This window comes from Mesomycoplasma molare (genome assembly GCF_024918955.1).
In the GTDB taxonomy this organism is placed as follows: Bacteria; Bacillota_I; Bacilli_A; order Mycoplasmatales; family Metamycoplasmataceae; genus Mesomycoplasma_A; species Mesomycoplasma_A molare.
Genome location: NZ_CP103423.1, coordinates 19,652 through 39,428, shown reverse-complemented (window position 1 = coordinate 39,428; position 19,777 = coordinate 19,652). Strand labels below are relative to the sequence as shown.

At 23.8% G+C, this 19,777-nt stretch carries 20 protein-coding genes; 5 read left to right on the top strand and 15 right to left on the bottom strand.

Annotated features, from left to right (window positions below; translation table 4 throughout):
* Positions 1 to 121 precede the first annotated feature (121 nt).
* From NX772_RS00215 to NX772_RS00205, 3 genes are all read left to right on the top strand, one after another.
* On the top strand, positions 122 to 418 hold the full coding sequence (locus NX772_RS00215) for a hypothetical protein (RefSeq protein ID WP_027123338.1): 297 nt from the start codon (positions 122 to 124) through the stop codon (positions 416 to 418).
* A gap of 66 nt (positions 419 to 484) precedes the next feature.
* Positions 485 to 2,284, top strand: a complete 1,800-nt coding sequence (gene lepA, locus NX772_RS00210) for a translation elongation factor 4 (protein ID WP_027123337.1) — start codon at positions 485 to 487, stop codon at positions 2,282 to 2,284.
* 8 nt (positions 2,285 to 2,292) lie between these two features.
* Positions 2,293 to 3,156: an MSC_0882 family membrane protein gene (locus NX772_RS00205; RefSeq protein ID WP_027123336.1), complete on the top strand. Its 864-nt coding sequence runs from the start codon at positions 2,293 to 2,295 to the stop codon at positions 3,154 to 3,156.
* Positions 3,157 to 3,200: 44 nt separating this feature from the next.
* Here NX772_RS00205 and NX772_RS00200 read toward each other — a convergent pair whose 3' ends face one another.
* The 14 genes from NX772_RS00200 to NX772_RS00135 form a co-directional block, all read right to left on the bottom strand.
* The gene (locus tag NX772_RS00200) at positions 3,201 to 3,554 is read right to left on the bottom strand and encodes a hypothetical protein (RefSeq protein ID WP_027123335.1); all 354 of its coding nucleotides are present in this window, start codon (positions 3,552 to 3,554) and stop codon (positions 3,201 to 3,203) included.
* A 20-nt stretch (positions 3,555 to 3,574) separates the two neighbouring features.
* Entirely contained in the window at positions 3,575 to 4,501 is a 927-nt protein-coding gene (locus NX772_RS00195; RefSeq protein ID WP_027123334.1) for a DUF4231 domain-containing protein, read from the bottom strand.
* Positions 4,501 to 5,028 carry a hypothetical protein gene (locus NX772_RS00190; RefSeq protein WP_027123333.1) on the bottom strand — a complete coding sequence of 176 codons (528 nt, stop codon included), beginning with the start codon at positions 5,026 to 5,028 and terminating at the stop codon, positions 4,501 to 4,503. Before NX772_RS00190 ends, NX772_RS00195 begins: the two co-directional genes overlap by 1 nt.
* 1 nt (position 5,029) lies before the next feature.
* Positions 5,030 to 5,254, bottom strand: coding sequence for a sigma factor-like helix-turn-helix DNA-binding protein (locus NX772_RS00185; protein WP_036450181.1), 225 nt, complete (start codon positions 5,252 to 5,254; stop codon positions 5,030 to 5,032).
* 1 nt (position 5,255) lies between these two features.
* Entirely contained in the window at positions 5,256 to 6,320 is a 1,065-nt protein-coding gene (gene ftsY / locus NX772_RS00180; RefSeq protein WP_027123331.1) for a signal recognition particle-docking protein FtsY, read from the bottom strand.
* A gap of 119 nt (positions 6,321 to 6,439) precedes the next feature.
* A complete protein-coding gene (locus tag NX772_RS00175; RefSeq protein WP_259429379.1) occupies positions 6,440 to 6,775 on the bottom strand; it encodes a thioredoxin family protein in 336 nt (111 codons plus the stop codon).
* A gap of 1 nt (position 6,776) precedes the next feature.
* Positions 6,777 to 7,598, bottom strand: a complete 822-nt coding sequence (locus NX772_RS00170; RefSeq protein ID WP_027123329.1) for a hypothetical protein — start codon at positions 7,596 to 7,598, stop codon at positions 6,777 to 6,779.
* Positions 7,588 to 9,249: a ribonuclease J gene (locus NX772_RS00165; RefSeq protein WP_027123328.1), complete on the bottom strand. Its 1,662-nt coding sequence runs from the start codon at positions 9,247 to 9,249 to the stop codon at positions 7,588 to 7,590. Before NX772_RS00165 ends, NX772_RS00170 begins: the two co-directional genes overlap by 11 nt.
* Before the next feature lie 154 nt (positions 9,250 to 9,403).
* Positions 9,404 to 10,111, bottom strand: a complete 708-nt coding sequence (locus NX772_RS00160) for a hypothetical protein (RefSeq protein ID WP_259429378.1) — start codon at positions 10,109 to 10,111, stop codon at positions 9,404 to 9,406.
* 57 nt (positions 10,112 to 10,168) lie between these two features.
* Complete coding sequence (locus NX772_RS00155) at positions 10,169 to 10,411, bottom strand: hypothetical protein (protein ID WP_259429377.1); 243 nt, start codon at positions 10,409 to 10,411, stop codon at positions 10,169 to 10,171.
* 600 nt (positions 10,412 to 11,011) lie between these two features.
* The gene (locus NX772_RS00150; protein ID WP_027123325.1) at positions 11,012 to 11,716 is read right to left on the bottom strand and encodes a hypothetical protein; all 705 of its coding nucleotides are present in this window, start codon (positions 11,714 to 11,716) and stop codon (positions 11,012 to 11,014) included.
* Position 11,717: 1 nt separating this feature from the next.
* Positions 11,718 to 13,040, bottom strand: coding sequence for a hypothetical protein (locus NX772_RS00145; RefSeq protein ID WP_027123324.1), 1,323 nt, complete (start codon positions 13,038 to 13,040; stop codon positions 11,718 to 11,720).
* 47 nt (positions 13,041 to 13,087) lie between these two features.
* On the bottom strand, positions 13,088 to 14,374 hold the full coding sequence (locus NX772_RS00140; protein ID WP_027123323.1) for a glucose-6-phosphate isomerase: 1,287 nt from the start codon (positions 14,372 to 14,374) through the stop codon (positions 13,088 to 13,090).
* Positions 14,362 to 14,697, bottom strand: a complete 336-nt coding sequence (locus NX772_RS00135; protein ID WP_027123322.1) for a S1 RNA-binding domain-containing protein — start codon at positions 14,695 to 14,697, stop codon at positions 14,362 to 14,364. Before NX772_RS00135 ends, NX772_RS00140 begins: the two co-directional genes overlap by 13 nt.
* Positions 14,698 to 14,895: 198 nt before the next feature.
* Between NX772_RS00135 and NX772_RS00130 the strand changes: the two genes are divergently transcribed.
* Both NX772_RS00130 and NX772_RS00125 read left to right on the top strand, forming a co-directional pair.
* Positions 14,896 to 16,656, top strand: a complete 1,761-nt coding sequence (locus NX772_RS00130; protein WP_027123321.1) for a ribonuclease J — start codon at positions 14,896 to 14,898, stop codon at positions 16,654 to 16,656.
* Between the two features lie 235 nt (positions 16,657 to 16,891).
* The gene (locus NX772_RS00125; RefSeq protein WP_036450177.1) at positions 16,892 to 17,101 is read left to right on the top strand and encodes a TM2 domain-containing protein; all 210 of its coding nucleotides are present in this window, start codon (positions 16,892 to 16,894) and stop codon (positions 17,099 to 17,101) included.
* Positions 17,102 to 17,438: 337 nt separating this feature from the next.
* Here NX772_RS00125 and NX772_RS00120 read toward each other — a convergent pair whose 3' ends face one another.
* Positions 17,439 to 19,763: a DEAD/DEAH box helicase family protein gene (locus NX772_RS00120; RefSeq protein ID WP_027123319.1), complete on the bottom strand. Its 2,325-nt coding sequence runs from the start codon at positions 19,761 to 19,763 to the stop codon at positions 17,439 to 17,441.
* Positions 19,764 to 19,777 lie beyond the last annotated feature (14 nt).

Genomic DNA, 19,777 nt, shown 5'->3' with positions numbered 1-19,777 from the left:
GTGTCTTCGTCTTCGATAATTAATTTATTGTTTTTTAAATTATATAATAATTGCTAATTTTATAAAGAAAAAATAATTATAAATGGTATAATTTATGCAAATTAAGTATATTAGGAGTATTATGACAGAAAATAAAGTTGCAGAAGAACAAAAATTAGAAGTAGAACCAAAAAAAGCAAAACAAAAAGTAAAAAAAGATAATTCTTGAAGAAAAGCTAAAACTTCTGCAGGAAGAACTAATAGATGATTATTAGGATTATTCTTGGGTTTTTCTAGTGCTGCTTTAACTGCCGGAGGTATTTTTTTCATTTACCAATACTACGTTAAAACTAATTCAAAAAACCCTTCTGTAGAGATTACAAATAGTATTAAAAACGATAAAGACGAAGCAACTAAACCAAGTTCCGATTCTCAATAATTTAAAGAACTTTAAAGTTCTTTTTTTATTCTTTTTTTTAAAAGAAATAATGTAAAATTTAATAATATGAAAAAAGAAAATATTAGAAATTTTTGTATTATAGCTCATATTGATCACGGTAAATCCACTTTAGCTGATAGAATTTTAGAATTTACAGGAGCAGTTTCTAAAAGAGAACTAAAAACTCAACACTTAGATTCTATGGAATTAGAACAAGAAAGAGGAATTACCATAAAACTTAATGCTGTTCAATTAAAATATAAAGATTATATTTTTCACCTAATCGATACTCCCGGGCACGTAGATTTTACATATGAAGTATCTAGATCTTTAGCAGCAACAGAGGGGGCTTTGCTTCTAGTAGATGCAACTCAAGGAATTGAAGCACAAACTTTAGCTAATGTTTATCTAGCTATCGATAATAATCTAGAAATAATTCCTATAATTAATAAAATAGATCTTCCTTCTGCAGACCCTGAAAAAGTAAAACGAGAAATTGAAAATATAATTGGTATTCCTGCCGATGATAGTGTGTTAATTTCTGCTAAAACCGGATTAAATATTGAAAATGTTTTAGAAGCTATTGTTTCTAGAATTCCTGCACCCAAAAATGCTGATGATAATAAACCTTTAAGAGCTTTAATTTTTGATTCATATTTTGATTCTTATAAAGGAGTTGTACTACTTATAAGAGTAGTAGAAGGTAAGATTAAAGTTGGAGATACTTTCACACTAATGTCTTCTAATAAAAGATTTCATGTTGTGGAATTAGGGGTTAGAACTCCAAATGAATTAAAAAAAGATGAGTTAGTATCTGGAGAAGTAGGTTGAATTTCGGCTTCAATTAGAGATGCTAAGGATATTTCTGTTGGGGATACAATTACATTAACAAATAACCCTGCAAAAGAAGCTTTACCTGGTTACAAAAAACTAAAACCTGTAGTTTATACAGGATTTTATCCAATTGATAGTAAAGATTATGATTTACTTAAAGAATCCTTAGAAAAAATTTCTTTATCAGATTCTTCAATAACATTTGAACCTGAATCATCTAAAGCTTTAGGTTTTGGATATAGAATAGGATTCTTAGGAATGCTACATATGGAAATTCTTCAAGAAAGATTAGAAAGAGAATTTAATATTGATTTAATTGCCACTGCTCCTTCTGTTGAATTTCATGTATACAAAACTGATGAAAGTTTAGAAATTATTTCTAATCCTTCTAATTTACCAGATCCCACATTTATAAAAAGAATTGAAGAGCCTTATATAAAAGCTTTTGTAATAGTACCTGAAGACTATGTTGGTTCTATTATGGAATTATGTCAAAATAAAAGAGGTACATTTATTGATATAGAATTCATCGATTCAACAAGAAGAAAAGTTGTTTATGAACTTCCATTAGTAGAGATTATATTTGATTTTTTTGATAGACTCAAATCTATTTCTAAAGGATATGCTTCATTTGAATATGACATAATTGGCTATAAAGAATCTAACCTTGTAAAATTAGATATTTTATTAAACGGAGATAAGGTGGATGCTTTATCAATGATAGTTCACAAAGATTTTGCCTACTCAAAAGGTAGAGAATTAACAGAAAAATTAAAAGAAGTTATACCCAGACAATCTTTTGAAGTTCCTGTACAGGCTGTTATTGGTTCTAAAGTAATAGCTAGAGAAACAATAAAGGCTTACAGAAAAGATGTTACCGCAAAATTGTATGGAGGTGATCCTACACGTAGACAAAAACTTCTAAAAAAACAAAAAGAAGGTAAGAAAAGAATGAAGGCAATAGGGTCTGTAGAAGTGCCTCAAGAAGCTTTCTTAGCTATACTTAAAACAGATATAGAAAGAAAGAAATAGGATAAACTATGAAATGAAAACCTTTAAATAATACAGATACGGTAAATTTTGCAAATATAAAAAAAGAGCAAATTAATTTACAAGATATAAATAGTGCAAAAGTTTATAAAGATCCTGAACAAATTATACCAACCGGAGTTTACAAAATTTTTGCTCGCGAATCTAAAATACTAAAAATATTTTTAATATTTTATCTATTTATATTTTTAGTTTCTGCTTCCTTAATTGCTTTAATTTATACAAATACTTTAAAAACAATTGGTTTTGTTAAAACTGATTTTGAATGAAGTTGATTAATAATACCTATTTTAATTGCTTCTTATTCTATTTTTAAATTCATTATAAAATTTTTAGATTTTTCTTCTATGAAAAAATCAGAAAAATTGTATAGAAATGAATTAACTATTAATCCTCAAGCATTACCAACAAGCATCGCTAACCTTTATAAAAGATTAACAAAGCAACAAATACATCATAATTGATTTTTAATATTTACTTTTTTCTATATAGGTTTATTCGCCTTAGCTGTTTGATATTTTAGTGATAAAGTTTATCTAAATGGACTTTTAAATTTTGAAAAATGAATACAATTAATGACGCCTAATCCTGAATTTTTATCTATTATTTTAGGTCTTTCACTATTAGGAAACTTAGTTATTTGAACTTTATTAACTATTTCCCGTAAAAAAAGACTTAATGATATTCAAGATTACTTTGGTTATCAAATAGTTAAAGACACAGAAATAGATGCTATAAAAATAAAAATGAATAAAGGATATTTAAAACTATTTGTATTAACAATCCTTGTTTTGCTAGTTATACCTATTATAGTTTTGCTTTTAGTTAAAAAATTTATTTTAAAAAGAAAATAAACAAAAAACCGTGCATTTGCTCGGTTTTTTAAATTTTAAAAGAATTATTTTTCTTTATATAACCATAAAGGATTTTGTTTAACTTTAAAATAAACGAAAATTTCTAATGTATAAAAAGATACTGATAAAACGTACATTAAAGTTGCTAAAATAGATAATAATAATGCTGTAGAATATTCAAATTCTTTATCAAATAGTTGATAAATTACATTAACTAGTCCGCCCAAAGATGCGAAAGCATATGTATTATATGTAAGTAAATTAAATTTTTCAATCTTTCCTCAAACATGAGTTTTTCTAAAGGTTTTATATGGTTTTCTTATTCTTCAATACAAGATCAAACTAGAAGCTATATTTCATAAGAAAAATATTATTATTTGAACTATAGGAAATCACATATTTAAATTATATTAAAAAATTAAAATATTTCTCCATAATTTGAAATGTTTTCTACTCAACTATTTAAGTCTTCTATTGGTACAGTCTTAAATTCTTCTAATTTAGCTTCTAATTCTTGTATATCATTATCAACTTTGTATTTTCTTTCTGAAAAAGAAAAGAAAGAAGAAATAGAAGTTAATAAAGTTATAAAAGCAGATCCTAAAGAAATATCGATTAAAAACAATATAGACTTTTCTGTGCCTTGAATATCAGGGAATTGATTAAATCTTAAAGAATATAAGTTAAATACTATCATTAATGAGGATAAAATTATAGCTATAATATTTAAAATAAGAAAAACTAAATAAGAAATAAAGAATTTTCTTGTATATTTCCTTCTTACTTTATTAACTTTTAATAATAATTCTTCTTCGGATAAATTTTCAATATTTTTTAAAGAATAATTGTTTTTTGGTTTTTGAAATTCTTCTAAATAAGGATTTTTAGTCAGATAATCTCAACCTACAATAGACATTGTTCTATATAATAAAACTGTCTCTTTTGTTTTTTGTTTTTTGTAAATTCCTAAATTAGATTCAAAAAGCGCTTTTTCTAAACGCAATGTAGTTAAAACTTTGCGATTTTTTTTATATTTATTATTCATGGAAAAAAAAGCAATGATTGAAGTAATAAAAGAACCTGTTGCAGACAGTCAAGCGATTATGATTACATAATTTGTTCTAAAAGTTTCATTTGTATATTCTTCCGGTAAAACTAATCTATATTTTTCTTTTATACCTGCTAAAAAATAAGAAGTTAAAAGCGCACTTACAAAAACTAATAAAAATGTCGCAAATGTTAAACTTATAAATAATATTCTTAACATAAATACTTTAGTTAAAGTGTAATTATAAATATACTTAAAATGTTTAGGAAAAATGGTTTTTTCTTTTGTTTTATTCATTAGCTCACCTTTTTTAATAATGTACTTTTTATTTCTTTTTTTCAATTTTTCTTATATTTATTTATCAAAATAGGTTCAACTTTTATTAGATCTTGTTTAAATTCTTCTAAAGAATATTCTTTTCTTTCCGTTGAAAAATATTTTATATATAAGAAGTACAATTCTCTTCTAACTTGTTTGTAATTATTATAATGAAATGTAGATCTAAAAATTGCTAAAAATAAACTTAAAAAGAAATTTGTTATTAAAAATATAACAAAAAAAGCTGTATAAGATAAAATTTTTAAAACTTCTGGTCATTGTTCTCTAGAAGTAATATGTTTTCCTATTTCAGAATTATCTTTTATTAATTCTACTGTTGCATAATCTAAATATAATATAGCTAATATGATAGAATATATATTTATTGCTATAATAATAAAGGAAAAAACATTATTTAGTCAAAAATAAATTTTAGAAATTCTTTTTAATGATTTGATTTTATTTTCCATGTAAGCAACTATTTTTTTATTAGGTTTTACCGCCATTTTATTTCCTTTCTAATTCATCATAAAATTTCATTAATTTTATTTTTGTTTTTTTTAAAGCGTCAAAAATAGCACTTCTAGTTGTTGCTGTAATTTGAGAAATTTCTGCATATGATAAATCTTCAAAAAAATAAAGTTGAAAAATTTGTCTTTGATTTTGAGTTAAAAATGATGAATATTTTTCAAACAAATTTATTAACAATTCTCTATTTTCCAAATTATCCATTTTAATGTTTACTCTCCGATAAATCTTTTGTTAAAGCGTAAATGAAAGCATCTAAGTCAAATTCTTGTAAATCTTCCATTTTTTCACCTAATCCTAATAATTTGACGTCTAAATTGAGTTTATCTTTTATAGATAAAACAATTCCTCCCTTACTAGTTCCATCCATTTTAGTTAATACAATTCCACTAATAGACGTTACTTCTTTAAAATGCTCAGCTTGTGAAACTCCATTTTGACCTGTTGTTGCATCTATTACCAAAAGAGACTCATGAGGGGCATCTTCTATTTTCTTTTTAATAATATTATTCATTTTAGCTAATTCGTTCATTAAATTAACTTTATTTTGTAACCTACCTGCAGTATCTATAATTAAAAGATCATATTTATCATTAATAGCTTTTTCTAAAGAGCGATAAACTATAGAAGATGGATCTGTTTCATTTACATTAGGCGAAATAATATCAGCTCCCGCTCTTTTTGATCATATTTCTAACTGTTCTACAGCAGCAGCTCTAAATGTATCTCCTGCTGCAATTAATACTTTTTTACCTAGGTCAACATATTTTTTAGCAATTTTAGAGATAGAAGTAGTTTTTCCAGAACCGTTTACACCAACCATTAAAAATACATTTAATCTTCCATCTTTGTAATTTAATTGAGTATTAATAATTGAATTATTAGCATAAATAGTATAAATTTTATCAGCAATAATTTCACCAATTAATTTTGGATCATCAATATTTTCCTTTTTTACTTCCTTTTTAATTTCATAAATTATAACTTCTACTAAAGAGTAAGAAATATCTGACATTATTAAAATTTCTTCTAATTCATCAAATAAATCATCATCAATTTTTTTTCTGGAATTCTGTAAATTTAATATTTTTTCGCTAAGTGAAACATTGGATTTTTTTAACCCTTCTACATACTTATAAACCTTATCTTCTTCAACTATTTTCTTTTCTATTTCTTTTTCTATCTTTTTTTCTAATTTTTCTTTTTTCTTTTCTAAATTTTCTTCTTTAGAACCAAATAAACGTTTTTTTAATTTTTCAAAAAATTTCATAATTAAAATTATAAAACTTTTTTAAGAGTTTATGCTATTTTCGTTCATAATTACTATCTAAAATTAATAAAAAAAATCAAACACTATTAAAAAGTAATGTTTGATTTTGAGGTATAAAATTATTTTTTTAGCGCTGATTCTATTCACTCAATAATGATATCTTTTGGAAAATATTCAAAGCCTTTATTTAAAATTTCTCCATCTTTTAAAACAATGTGTGTAGGAACTCTTAATACTTCGAATTTTGTTCCTTCTTTTCTAAATAGTTGCGCTTCTTCCGCATTAACATTAATCATTTTTAATCTAGGTTCATCTTTAAAATGATTTTCTACTTGTTTTACAATTGGACTCATCATTTTACAATCGCCACATCAAGTTGTTGTAAACTCTAAATAAACAACTCCATCATTAATTTCTTTTTGTGCTTCTTCTCAAGTTAATTTTTTAAGTTCCATTTTAATCAAAAGGATTGTCAAAAGGTAATGTTTCTTCTATACTTTTATTTTCAGTATTTTCTTCTTCAATAAATGTTTTTATTTCTAAGTCAACTGGTTTTTTTAAATCTTTAGTAACTATATTACCTTTATCTTCTAAGTCAAAATTAGTAACTATATTTTGGACAAGTTCCTTTTTATTCTCCTTTATTTTATTTTTTTTAAATTCTAATATTTTTTCTTTTTTTATTTTATTTTTAGGTCTAATTAACTGATTTTTTTCAAAAAATAGGATTTTTCAAATTAGATAAATTAAAAATAACAATAATGGAATCATAAAAGAACCTAAAGAACTAGTAAATGATTTTAATGTTATATAAATAAATATATTTAAAAAACCTAAGTGTGAAAGGTCTAATAATAAGGGATCATTAGTTTTGTTAATTAGTTCAATTCAATAAATATTTTTTAAATTTTTAAAGTTTTTAAATCCTATATCTAAAATATTTTGTCCTTTCATTTTTATAACATCTTCAATTATAAAAATAACAAACATATTTATAAATATAAAGAATAAAGATATTAAATATAAATCTACTTTTATCTTTTTTGTTTCTAATATTTTAGGTGAAATAATTTTTGTTAAACATAAAATTAAAATAAATAAAAAATACGAATAAGATAAACTACCAAATAAAAAACCTATAGTATAAGAATAGATTGTTGTTAAGCCTTTAATATTTAAAAAGCTAAATACTAAAAGTAACATATTTGTTAATAATATTAATGCTCAAAAAATTTTAGATTGTATTAAAAATTCTATTTTGCCCTTTTTATATTTCATAAAATATCACCACTAAAACTGGCTCTTTATCATAAATTTTAAATATTTTTTTCTTAATTATTTTCTTGATTTTTTCTTGTGCTTCTTTTAAAACAATCTTTTCAGTTTCTAAAAATGTTTGATATACAGCTGATGTTATAATTTCTGTTATTTTACTTTTATTTTCTTTAGAAATTATTCCTGATGAATTAATTTGCAAATCACCAATTAACTTTTTAGTTTTATAGTCCACTAAGTTCGTTATTGTTATAACTCCATCTCTAGCTAAATTTTCTCTTTCTCTAATAACTTCTGATGAAATATCCCCTATACCAAAACCATCTATAATAACTTCACCAACTTGCTTTATTGTACCTTTTTGCGATACTAAATCTCCATCAGAAAATAATGCTATTTTTCCGTTTTGTAAAACTATGGTGTTATTTTTATCCACCCCTGCTAAGTGAGCTATTTCAGAAGAAACTACTAAATATCTATATAATCCTTGTAAAGGAATAAAAAATTTAGGTTGTAATATTTTAGCTGCTAAAAATATGTCCTCTCTTGCCGGTCTTATTCTATAATACTCATTTTCTGTTATATCAACTACTTTAGGTGTTATTCTTGCAATTTCGTCTAAAGTCATAGCATAAAGAACTTCTAGTCCATTAAGAGGTGGTGCTACCATTATCACTGTATCTGTTGGTAATAATTTAAAGAAAACATCGTTATTTTCTGTAATTCTTAAAAATCTTTGATATAGTCTTTCGCTTGTTGAAGTAATTAAAACTACAGCATTTTTATGTTTATTAGCTTCTTTATAGTCAATAAATTCTGGTAATTCTAAATATTTTCCTTCGTATTTAATTTTCTTTATTAAATCTACAAGTTGACCATATGTTCTTCCGTATACTGCTACTGGTCTTTGATATTTTTTAGCTAAATCTAATACCTCTTGTAAAAGAGCCATTTCTTCATCAAAAGAACCAACAATAATTCTTGAATTCTGATCAGTTTTATAAAAAACATTTTCAATTGATGGTGTAATATCTATTTTATCAATAGCTTTTCCTTTATAGTTTGCTCTACCAGAATCTATCAATAGTGTATGTATTCCTTTAGGAGATTTGATATTAGCTTTTATTTGTTCTAGATTAGTTGTTCCATAAATATTTAAAGATCCTACTATAAAATTTAACATAATTAAAATAGCACCATCTTCAGTTTCAAAATTATAACCATATACACCCGGCATAGAACCTGCTAAAGGAATACTTTTTACTTTTGCATCTTTAAAATCCAGTTCCTCTTTTGCTATAGAAATAATTTCAAAATCATTATGTCCTATTTTATATTTAGAAATCCTATCAGCTACTAAAAATTTGGTAAAAGGAGAACAATAAATTTTTAGTCCTTTAATTTTCATTAATAATCAAGGTAATGCTGAAAAAGATTCATTTTTACCATCAGTAATAAAAATTCCTTTTATTTTTTCTTTGTTGTTTTCTAAATAAGAAAAATCCGGTATTAAAGTATCAATACCATTAGTTGAGCTAATTGGAACTTTTACACCTGCATTTACTAAAAAAATAGAATCATTAACTTCAATTACATATGAATTTTTTCCATTTTCATCCAGTCCTCCAAGACCAAAAATACCTATTTTTGCCATATTACCCTTCTTTAATTAATTGTTTGTAAAATATATATGTTTATTTATTTTTAATTATATAAAATTTTTATATCTTTTAAAAATGTATTTTATTTATTTTTTATAAAAAATATACAACATAGCAATATAAATTTTGCCACATTGTATATTTAAACTATTGGTTATTTTGTTCATGTAATAAATTAACAAATTCTTGGTATACATCTTTATGATTGGGTGAATATATTATTTTTTCAACTTCAGAAAAATGTAGTCCTCAAATTAGTACATAATATCAAGAAATATCTTTGCTGTTAAATTTTTTTCTCATTTCAGAATAGGAAGCTTCATTATAGTATCGATCGTCTGCTATTTTAAAATAACCTGTTACTTTTTCGTTGGTGTATGTATATTCTCTATCAAAAAACAATTGTTCTTTTGAAAAATGTCAATTTTCTACTGATTTATATATTTTTTTCAATATCAGTTTTGGAGATATTAATGTAAAGAAAATAACTAAAGAAAATAAAGAATGAAAAGTAAAAGGAAATATTAAATTTGACTTAGAATTTTTTTCTATAAATAAATATTTTAAGTTTACCGACATATTAACTATTATAGAAATTAAAAAAAAGAATATGATAATATAAGAAATAAATGTTGATTTAAAAACTTCTTTTTTTCAAGTTTCTAATCCTTTTTTAAAGATTTCGTTTACATATACAGGATTTTTTTGCTTATTAATCTTTTGTATTTTTTTGTTAGTAATAAATAAATATCTTATTATTTCACCTTTACTTGAAAAAATATATGAAATTCAAAGCGTTGATTCTAATATAGAAAAAGCTGCTAATATATATAACACTTTTGCATAATCTGACATCTAAAATCTCCTTTCATTTTTCATAAATTAGTAAATTTTTCGTATAAATATTCATATTTAAAGTTCATGTAATAAATTAACAAATTCTTGGTATACATCTTTATGATTGGGTGAATATATTATTTTTTCAACTTCAGGAAAATGTAGTCCTCAAATTAGTACATAATATCAAGAAATATCTTTGCTGTTAAATTTTTTTCTCATTTCAGAATAAGAAGTATAAGTATTTCATCTGCCAACATTACAAAAATCTCCAGTTACTTTTTCATTGTTTTTTATATATTCTTTATCAAAAAACAATTTTTCTTTTGAAAAGTGTCAATTTTCTAATAATTTGTGAGCTTTTTTAAATAGTTTTTTTGGTAATATAGAAATAATAAAAATAGTAAATGAATTAATAAAAAACTTAACATAAAAGTAATATTAACAACCACCTATTTTTGTGTTTATCTATCAATAAATAGTTTCAGTTTATAACAATAGTAATGGTTACATAAATTATAAAAATAATAGATACAATATAAGAAAGAAATTGAAATTTTGAAACTTCTGTTTCTCAAATTTTTAAACCTTTCTTAAACATTTCGTTTACATATACAGGATTTTTTTGCTTATTAATCTTTTTTATTTTTCTATAGACAAATAATCAATATCGTATTTTTTCTCCTTTTCCGCATTCTAAAAATAAAAAATAAAATAGGGTTTGTAAAATTAATAAACCTGCTAACATATATATAACTTTTTCATAATCTTTCATCTAAAATGTCCTTTTATTTTTATAAATTAAATTACCTTCCATAATAGTTTAGTTTTTTAAATTATTTTCTATTTTTAAACGTTGTGTAATAAGTAATAAAACAATATACAATATACAAAAATGTGATTGGTATATTTAAATTGTTATTGTGGTTTGTTTAATAAATTAGTAAATTCTTGGTATAGATATTCGTATTTTGGAGATTGTATTGTTTTTTTTAATTCTGGTAAATGAACTCCTCAAATTAGGGTATAAAATCAAGAAATATCTTTTTCTTTTGCAAAAGATTTACTGAGTTTTTTAAAAGAAGTAGGGACAAAACCTTGTTGAACTCTTGCTTTTAAATCACCATAAATTTCTTCGTCACTGTAATTATATTCTCTATCAAAAAACAATTTTTCTTTTGAAAAGTGTCAATTATCTAATAATTTGTATACTTTTTTAAATTGCAATTTAGGTACTACAATGAAATAAGAAATATAAAAAATAAGGTATAAATTTATTGAAAAGATAAATAATACAATAACATTAGAAAGTAAATCTTCTTTTATAAAAACCTCTTTACCAAGAAATAAACCAAGCGGAACACATGAGATAAAAATTATTATTAAAACATATGGAATAAATTGTAATTTAGAAATTTTTTTGTCTCATATTTTTAAACCTTCTCTAAACATTCCGTTTACATATACAGGTTTTTTTTGTTTACTTAAAATTTTTATTTTTTTATTAATAGATGGCAAAAACAAAATGAATCTTTTGTTTTCAAGAGCTATTAAAAATAAATGCGTTATTAACATTTCAGTAACAAAAGGAATTAAAAGTAATACAATACTAAGATAAATCATATTAACCTAAATTGTCTTTCTTAGTTTTGTTTGGTAATTTTTTAATATATCATTCTTCTAACTTAGAATTATAAACCTTCATCAACCCCATATTATATAAAGTTATTTCATCTAAACTTAACATTTCACTTATGGTTTTTATTTCATTTGTTTTTAGATTTTTAAAAACTAAATTTTTACCACCAGTTCCACCGTTATAATAATAATCTGTTTGTTTAGTTTCGTTAATAACTACTCAATTAAAATTTTGAATGTCTTTATATTCTTTTTCTCAGTTAGATACCAAATTTTGTAATTCTTTTTCAAATAAATTAATTTTATCTATTCTTGCATTTGATTCTTCTAACTCTTTCTGTGTAAAATAAATATTAATTGACTCTAGCACTGCAGATGTAGCAACAGAAATTATATTAGTTATTTTACTTATAGCGGGCGTTTGCGCTCAAGCTCTTACAGAATGGCCTGCTGATATTATATTTTTAAACGCTTCAAAAGCATTATATAAACCTGAACTAGAATTATGGCCAAAAATTTTATCATAGTTTTTAATTCTATTTAGTAATTTATCTCTCTTATCAGAAACATTTTTATATCAAATTCAGTAACCAACAGATACAAATGTATTTGTGAATAATAAAAAACCAAAACCTGGATTAGTAAGTGACATTATTGAATATATAATAGAATTTACACTCAAAACTAAGGAATTTCTTAATAAAAGTGACAATAGAATTTCAGTATCTTTTAATTCTTTAACCAATACATCTTTTACTTCTTTACTTTCTTTTAATAATTTATCTAATTTTTCTAAAGTAAATAATGCTTGTTTAGAATTTTCTTCTCCTTCAATAATATTAACTTTATAATTTTTTTCTTTATCTGTTACTAATTCTTTTAAACTACTCTTAAATTCTTCAGAAAGTGCTTTGTTTTTTTCTTGTTTTCTAAAACTTACAAGCGTTTTTTTTATTTCTTGTTTGAATTTTTTAAATTCTTTTAAAGAAATTTTATCTAATATAGATTTTTTTTGTTCTTCACTTAATTTTGTGTTTTGAATTTCTGCTACATCTAAAATTTGTGAATATAGAGATTTAAATTGTTCAAAATCAATTTCTGAAGTTATTTTTGTTGCACTCTTTTTAGTGTTTAATAAGTCAGAAGCTATTTGATTTACAACTTCGTTTTCTGAAATTTTAGAAAGTATTTGATTATTATTTACATTTGTATTAAAATTAGCCTTATTTTCCATAGGTTGAGAATGTGTAACTACATTAGCTAAACTGTTTATAGCATAAAATGGTTCAGAAAGAAAAATTTTTTTCATTTTTTCACTCCTTAATTTTTTATTATTAATTTAAGTATACATAATCCCTATTTTTTACCTAATATTTTAAACATATTAGATTTGTATACTTCTACACCTGGTTGGTTAAATGGATTTACTCCTAATAGATATGCAGATATTGCACAAGCTCTTTCAAAAAACATTACCAATCAACCAAATGATTTTTCTAGCGAATCTTCTAATAATAAATGTATGTTAGGCACTTTACCAACATTAACATGAGCATCCATTGTAGCTTCAAAAGCTGCATTATTTACAAAATGAACAGTTTTGTCCATTAAATAATTTAACTTATCTAAATTCTCTTCATCTTCAGTTATTAATAAATCGTGTGTTGGATTTTTTAAGGTAATAACTGTTTCAAATAGAACTTTTGAACCTTCTTGAATATATTGACCTAATGAGTGTAAATCTGTTGAAAAGATAGCTGATGTAGGTAATAATCCTTTTTCATTTTTACCTTCACTTTCTCCGAACAATTGTTTTCATCATTCGTTGAAAAAAGCAAAATTTGGTTCATAAGAAACTAACATTTCGGATTTATATTGTTGTCCTAATATAAATCTAGAAACTGCATATCTATAAGCATCATTAGTTGCTAAAGAATCTTGTTTATAAATTTCATTAGCTTCTGCTGCTCCTTTTAAAATCTCATCAATATCAATTCCCGCACAAGCTAGAGGGAAAAGACCTACTGGTGATAAAACACTAAATCTTCCACCTATATTATCTAAAATAACAAATTTTTGGTAATTTTTTATTTTTGCTAATTCAAATAAAGTCCCTTTATTTGCATCAGTTGTAGCAAAAATTAATTTTTGCGCTTCTTCAACTCCTACTTTACTTTCTAATAGTGATTTAAAGAATCTAAAAGCTATTGCTGGTTCAGTAGTTGTTCCTGATTTAGAAATAACATTTATAGCGAATCTCTTGTTTTCTACATATTTTAATAATTGATATAAATCATTAGAACTTATTGAAGTACCCGCAAATATTACTTCCATTTTTCTTTCTTTACCAGGACGTAAACCTTGAATCACATCAAGAGCAGCTTTTGCTCCTAAATAAGAACCACCTATACCAATAACAACTAAAACTTCTATTTTTTTAGAATGTAATTCACTAGCTGATTTTTTAATTTGATTTATTTCTTTTCAATTACTATTTTCAGGTAAATCTTTTCAACCTAAAAAGTCCGATCCTATAGCAGAAAAATCTTCCATAGAATTGTTTATTTTTGTTACTTGTTCTTGAAATTTTAAAATTTCTTCTTCTTTGACTGCATTTTTTAAATTTAATGTTATTTTTTTCATTTTTCAACCTCTCTTTTTGTGTGTAAAAATAAATTTTTAAATCCACTTTTAGTTTCGCAAAGCTTATAAGTAAAAGGTATTTTCAAATATTTTGGTCTTATTGCTTTAAAAGATAAAGAAACTTTCTTATTTTCATGATTAATATCTAAAATTTTTAACTTTATTTCATCTCCTATTACAAACATTTCAGTTAAATCTTTTATATAATAGTCGCTAACCTCTTTTATAAAAACAACTCCTTGATAACCCTTTGGCAAATCAACTCAAAAATAATTTTTTACTATTTTTTTAACTTTGCCAGTTACTAAATCCCCTATTTCCATAATTAATTTAAATTATAACATTTTGAATTAGAAACATAATTTTTTCAAAGAACATTTTATTCAATTCTATATTGTTTTGTTATATTATATTTTTTCAAAAATAGAGCAAATATTCTTTGTAAAAAAATATTTTTTTTGTAAAATTAAAATAATATTTTATACAACAAATAAATTCATATTTTTAATTTAGGAGAATTAATGAAACCAACAAAATTATTTGCATTGGGCGGAATGCAAGAAATCGGAAAATCTACTTTAGTTATTGAACACGAAAACGACATAGTGGTAATAGATGCTGGAATTAAATTTGCTGATACTTTCACAACAGGAATTAAAGGAATTATTCCTGATTATTCATATTTAAAAGAAAATGAAAGTAAGATTAAGGGATTATTTATTACCCACGGACATGAAGATCATATTGGAGGTGTTACTTATTTATTACAAGAAGTAAATATACCTACAATATATGCTCCCAGAATTGCTATTCAATATTTAAAAGCTAAATTTGAAGATAGAGGAATTAGAAAAAAAATAAATTATGTTGAAATCGAAAGAGATGCTATTCATGAGTTTAATACATTAAAAGTAGATTTTTGAACTGCTCAACACTCTATACCTGATGCATTTGGAATTAGAGTTTCTTCGCCTAACGGTTCTATAATGTGTACTGGAGATTTTAGATTTGATTATACCCCCATTGGAAATTTAACTGATTTTAGTAAATTAGAACAAATTGGAAAAGAAGATTTATCAGTTTTATTATCTGATTCTACAAACGCTATGCGTCCTTTTCACTCACCTAGTGAAAAAGATATTTTAAAAGATATTGAATCACACATGTTAGATGCTAAGAAAAAAATAATTATAACTGCTTTTGCTTCTAACTTAACAAGGGTAAAAGTAATTATTGAACTAGCAGCTAAATTAGGAAAAAAAGTTGTCACATTTGGTAGATCAATGGTTAGCGGAGTGCAAATTGGAAGAAAAATGGGTTATATAAATGTTCCTAATGATGTTTTTATTGACAAAAAGAATATTTCTCAATATCAAGACAATGAACTAGTTATTTTAACAACCGGTTCACAGGGTGAACAAATGGCAGCTCTTACTAGAATGAGTCAGGGAAAACATCCGCAAGTAACATTAAAAAAAGGAGATATGATTATATTTTCTTCTTCTCCTATTCCAGGAAATAGAATTAAAATCGAACTTCTAGTTAATAAACTTTATAAAACTGGTGCCATAATTAAAGAGAATGGAGTTGATGGTTATTTACATACTTCAGGTCATGCTTATAAAGAAGAGCATGAAAAAATATTTAGAATAACTAAACCAACTTATTTTGTTCCTTATCATGGAGAATTTAGAATGTCTGTAATTCATGGTCAAACAGCAATAGAAAATGGAGTAAATCCGAATAATGTAATAGTTCCAAAAATAGGTGAAGTTTTACATCTTATTAACAAAAAACTAGTTAAAACAAAAGAATTTATTAATCCAGGACCTATATTTATTGACGGAGATGTTGTTTCTAAAGTTAATATTAATTTAATGAAAGAAAGACTAGCTTTAGGTGAAAATGGTTTTGTTTATGTTTCTATTGCTATAGATAGAGTTAAAAATATAATTGTAGGTAGACCTAGAATAGTTTCTAGAGGTAGTTTTTATGTAAAAACCTCAACTGAATTTGTTGAAGAATTAAAAAGACTAGTACATGGAGCAGTTTTATTTACTATTAAAAACAAAGCAGACTGAACAATACCTGAACTTAAACAATTAATTAAAGATAGGTTAATTCCTTATTTTTACAAAGAAAAAAGAAGAAATCCTATAATTATTTCTACCTTTTTATTTGCAGATGACAAAAAAGATCCTTTAAAAGAATTCAAAAATAACCAAGAAGAAGAAAATAATGAACTAGAAAAAAATCTCGATGATGAAGATATGGATGAATAAAACGCATCATTTTATTTAGTGTTTACTTTTTTAACATAAATTTACAATATTAAAGATAAAAAAATGTTGAATAATAACACATTAATTAACCTATTTACAAATTTGAAAAATTTAATTTTATATAAAAAAATGGGCTATTTTGCCCTTTTTCACTTTTTTTTTTTTTTTTAGAAGCGATTTAAAATTTTATTGATAGTTACAAAAAATTTCAAAAAATTTATAAATAGGAGATTTAATGAAATCAGAAAAAAATTATGTAGTTCTTATTTTACTTTCGTTTTTCTTCGGCGGTTTAGGAGTAGATAGATTTTACGTCGGAAGAATAGGTATTGGTATTGCTAAATTACTTACCTTAGGAGGTTTTGGTATTTGAGCTTTGATAGATTTTGTTTTTGCCGTTGCAGGACTAATGAAAGATAAAGAAGGTAAATTAATTAAACCATAAAAAATTCAAGTATATCACTTTAGTTTTGTGTTATACTTGAATTTTTTAATAAATAAAATTTAATTGATTTATCCTTTTCCTTTGTTAAAAATTCTTTATCAAAATTGAATTACACTTCTTCATAAATGTATTTTATCTTTTTGTAAATCATTAGAACGGAATTAAAAAACTCCTTTTTTGATTGTTGTTTGCACTTAAAAAGTTGTATTTAATAATTCATTTTTATTAGTAAAAATAGAAAAATTAGTGTAGACAAATATAATAAATGCAAAGGAAAATATTTTTTATTTTGGTTTAATTTGATAGTGACTTTTTAACATTATTTAATATTTGTTAATTAGCTATTTAGTATACTAATTAAGTTAAGATTTACATCTTGTGATCTTATTTGTTCATGTACTTCTTCTGATTCAATATTTCTATTTTCTAGTTTAGCGTTTAAAGAATCAATTGTACTTGCGCCTGCAAAGTATATCTCATTTTCTCTATTAACTAGAGCAATTATTAAGCTTAATTTGATTTTGGATTCTTTATTTTTATTTATATATTCTTTATATGTTTTAAATAAACTTAATGTTTTTTCTTTATCAATATCATTTTTATATTTTTTTACTTCGAAATATAAATAATGATCTTTATATTTAATTAAAAAGTCTGGATAACTATTAGCGATTTCAAATTCATTATTAAAGTATTCAAAATTAATTCCTGAATGTGTTGGATTTTTTGTTCAAACTTTTAAATTTGCTTTGGTTTCTGAATTATAAATAATAATGTTGTTTAAAGTTTTAACAAAATCTTTTTCAGCGCTTGATTCTGGATTTAAATTAGTATCTTCACTATTAATTTCTTTATATGCATATTTTTCAGATACTATTACTGGTTTATCACTTTCACTGTCAAAATAGTTTTCAGGGAGTATTTTTTCTTCTTTTAAAATAAAATTAATTTCATTTTTATCTATTTGTTTTTCAATTTCGGAATTATATTCATTAACTAAAAATGATAATTTATCTTTAATAAATAAGTATCAAAACACCGTTGTATTAATTTTATCTTTTAAAGAAGCATCATAAAATACTTTTAATTTATCGTTAATTTTAGAAGTTAAATATTTTTTATTTTTTAATAGTTCTCTGTGATTAAAAATTTCCATTTCAATTTTATTTAAGATTTTTCAAGAAATTATTTCATTAGAACCATATCTTTTCTTTTCCGCTACAATAAATCCTTTTTCTTTAAATTCTTCCTGTAGCATTTTACAATTTGTTAAAAAGTTTTCAGCATCAAAAGAATTAATTAAATCTAAAGCTTTATTTTCATATTTTTCACTATTAAAAATTGTTTTAGAATTAAGGTTTTCTAACTTACCAATTGCAAATTTTTCTTCTTTAAAATGATCTTTTAATACTAATACTTTTTGCTTATTTTCTTCTCTATCTAGATTGCTATAAATATAATAATTTCTAGCAATACTATTTTCTTTTAACGAAGCTTTAGGGACGGGATTTCTTTTGATTATTCCTATTGTTTGAATACTTAAATTATTAGAAGAAACATTCCTTAATTGAACTAACATACAAGCTCTAGGAATATTTCATCCTGTAGCTGGACCAATTTTAAAAATTATTACATCAATTGCTGAATTATTTTTAGAAATATCTCTTAAACTATAATTTTCTTTTAATCTTTGATTACTGCTTTTATCATTTTGATCAAAATATTTAACTCATTTCAAATTATGTTCATCTAAAGTTTTAATTATAAGTTCTAAATTTTCTTCAAATTCCTTTTGTTTTTCAGGATTACTTGCGCTATTGTTATCAACTTGAATTAACATAGCAGCATTAATACCAACTAAATCTGGTTCGCTGATATGATCATTATAGGCCTTTTTAATTTCTTTAAATTTTAAACATGCTTCTTTTAGAATTTTTTCATTATCTAAAAGAAAACTTTCTTTTTCTAGTCCTTCATTATATTTTTTATGCAATTTTAATAGCTTTACATCATCAGTTTTTAAATCTTTTTCTGTTAATTCTATAAGATCATGATTAGAAGAAGGAGTAGCTGTCATTTTTATTATAAAATGAGCATTGTTTTGCATATTTTCTTCAAAAGTAACTTCTTCTTTTTTACTTTTCTTAGTATCTGCTCCAATATGCGCTTCGTCTCTTATATATACTAACTTATAATTATTTAATTTTATTTCTCCTAAAAGAGCTTCGATAGAGCCTTGTTCTCTTAAAATAGTATTTTTTCTAAAAGAAGCACCACCTATAATAAATACTTTATTAGGTTCTGCAAAAAATTCATAATTTTTCTCTATTTTTGAGCTGGTTTTTGCATTAGAAGGGGATTCAATTCTTTCTACTTTTAAATTTTTATTTTGAATATAATGTTTATATTCATTGAAGTTTTCTTCTAATTGCTTAGGAAGTTCAGCACTAGAAAGAGTTGTAACAACAAAAATAAGTTTATGCTCAATATTACTTTTAGATCATTCAATTAGTTCATCAATAAAATTAATCATCATAAAAGTTTTACCCGATCCTGTCGGAGCTTTAAAATAAACAGTATCTTTTTGTTCAGAATCAATACTTTTTCTAGCTTTATCTAGAAGTCTTTCTATCGCCTCTCTTTGAGATCTAATTAATTCCATTTTTTCCTTTCTTT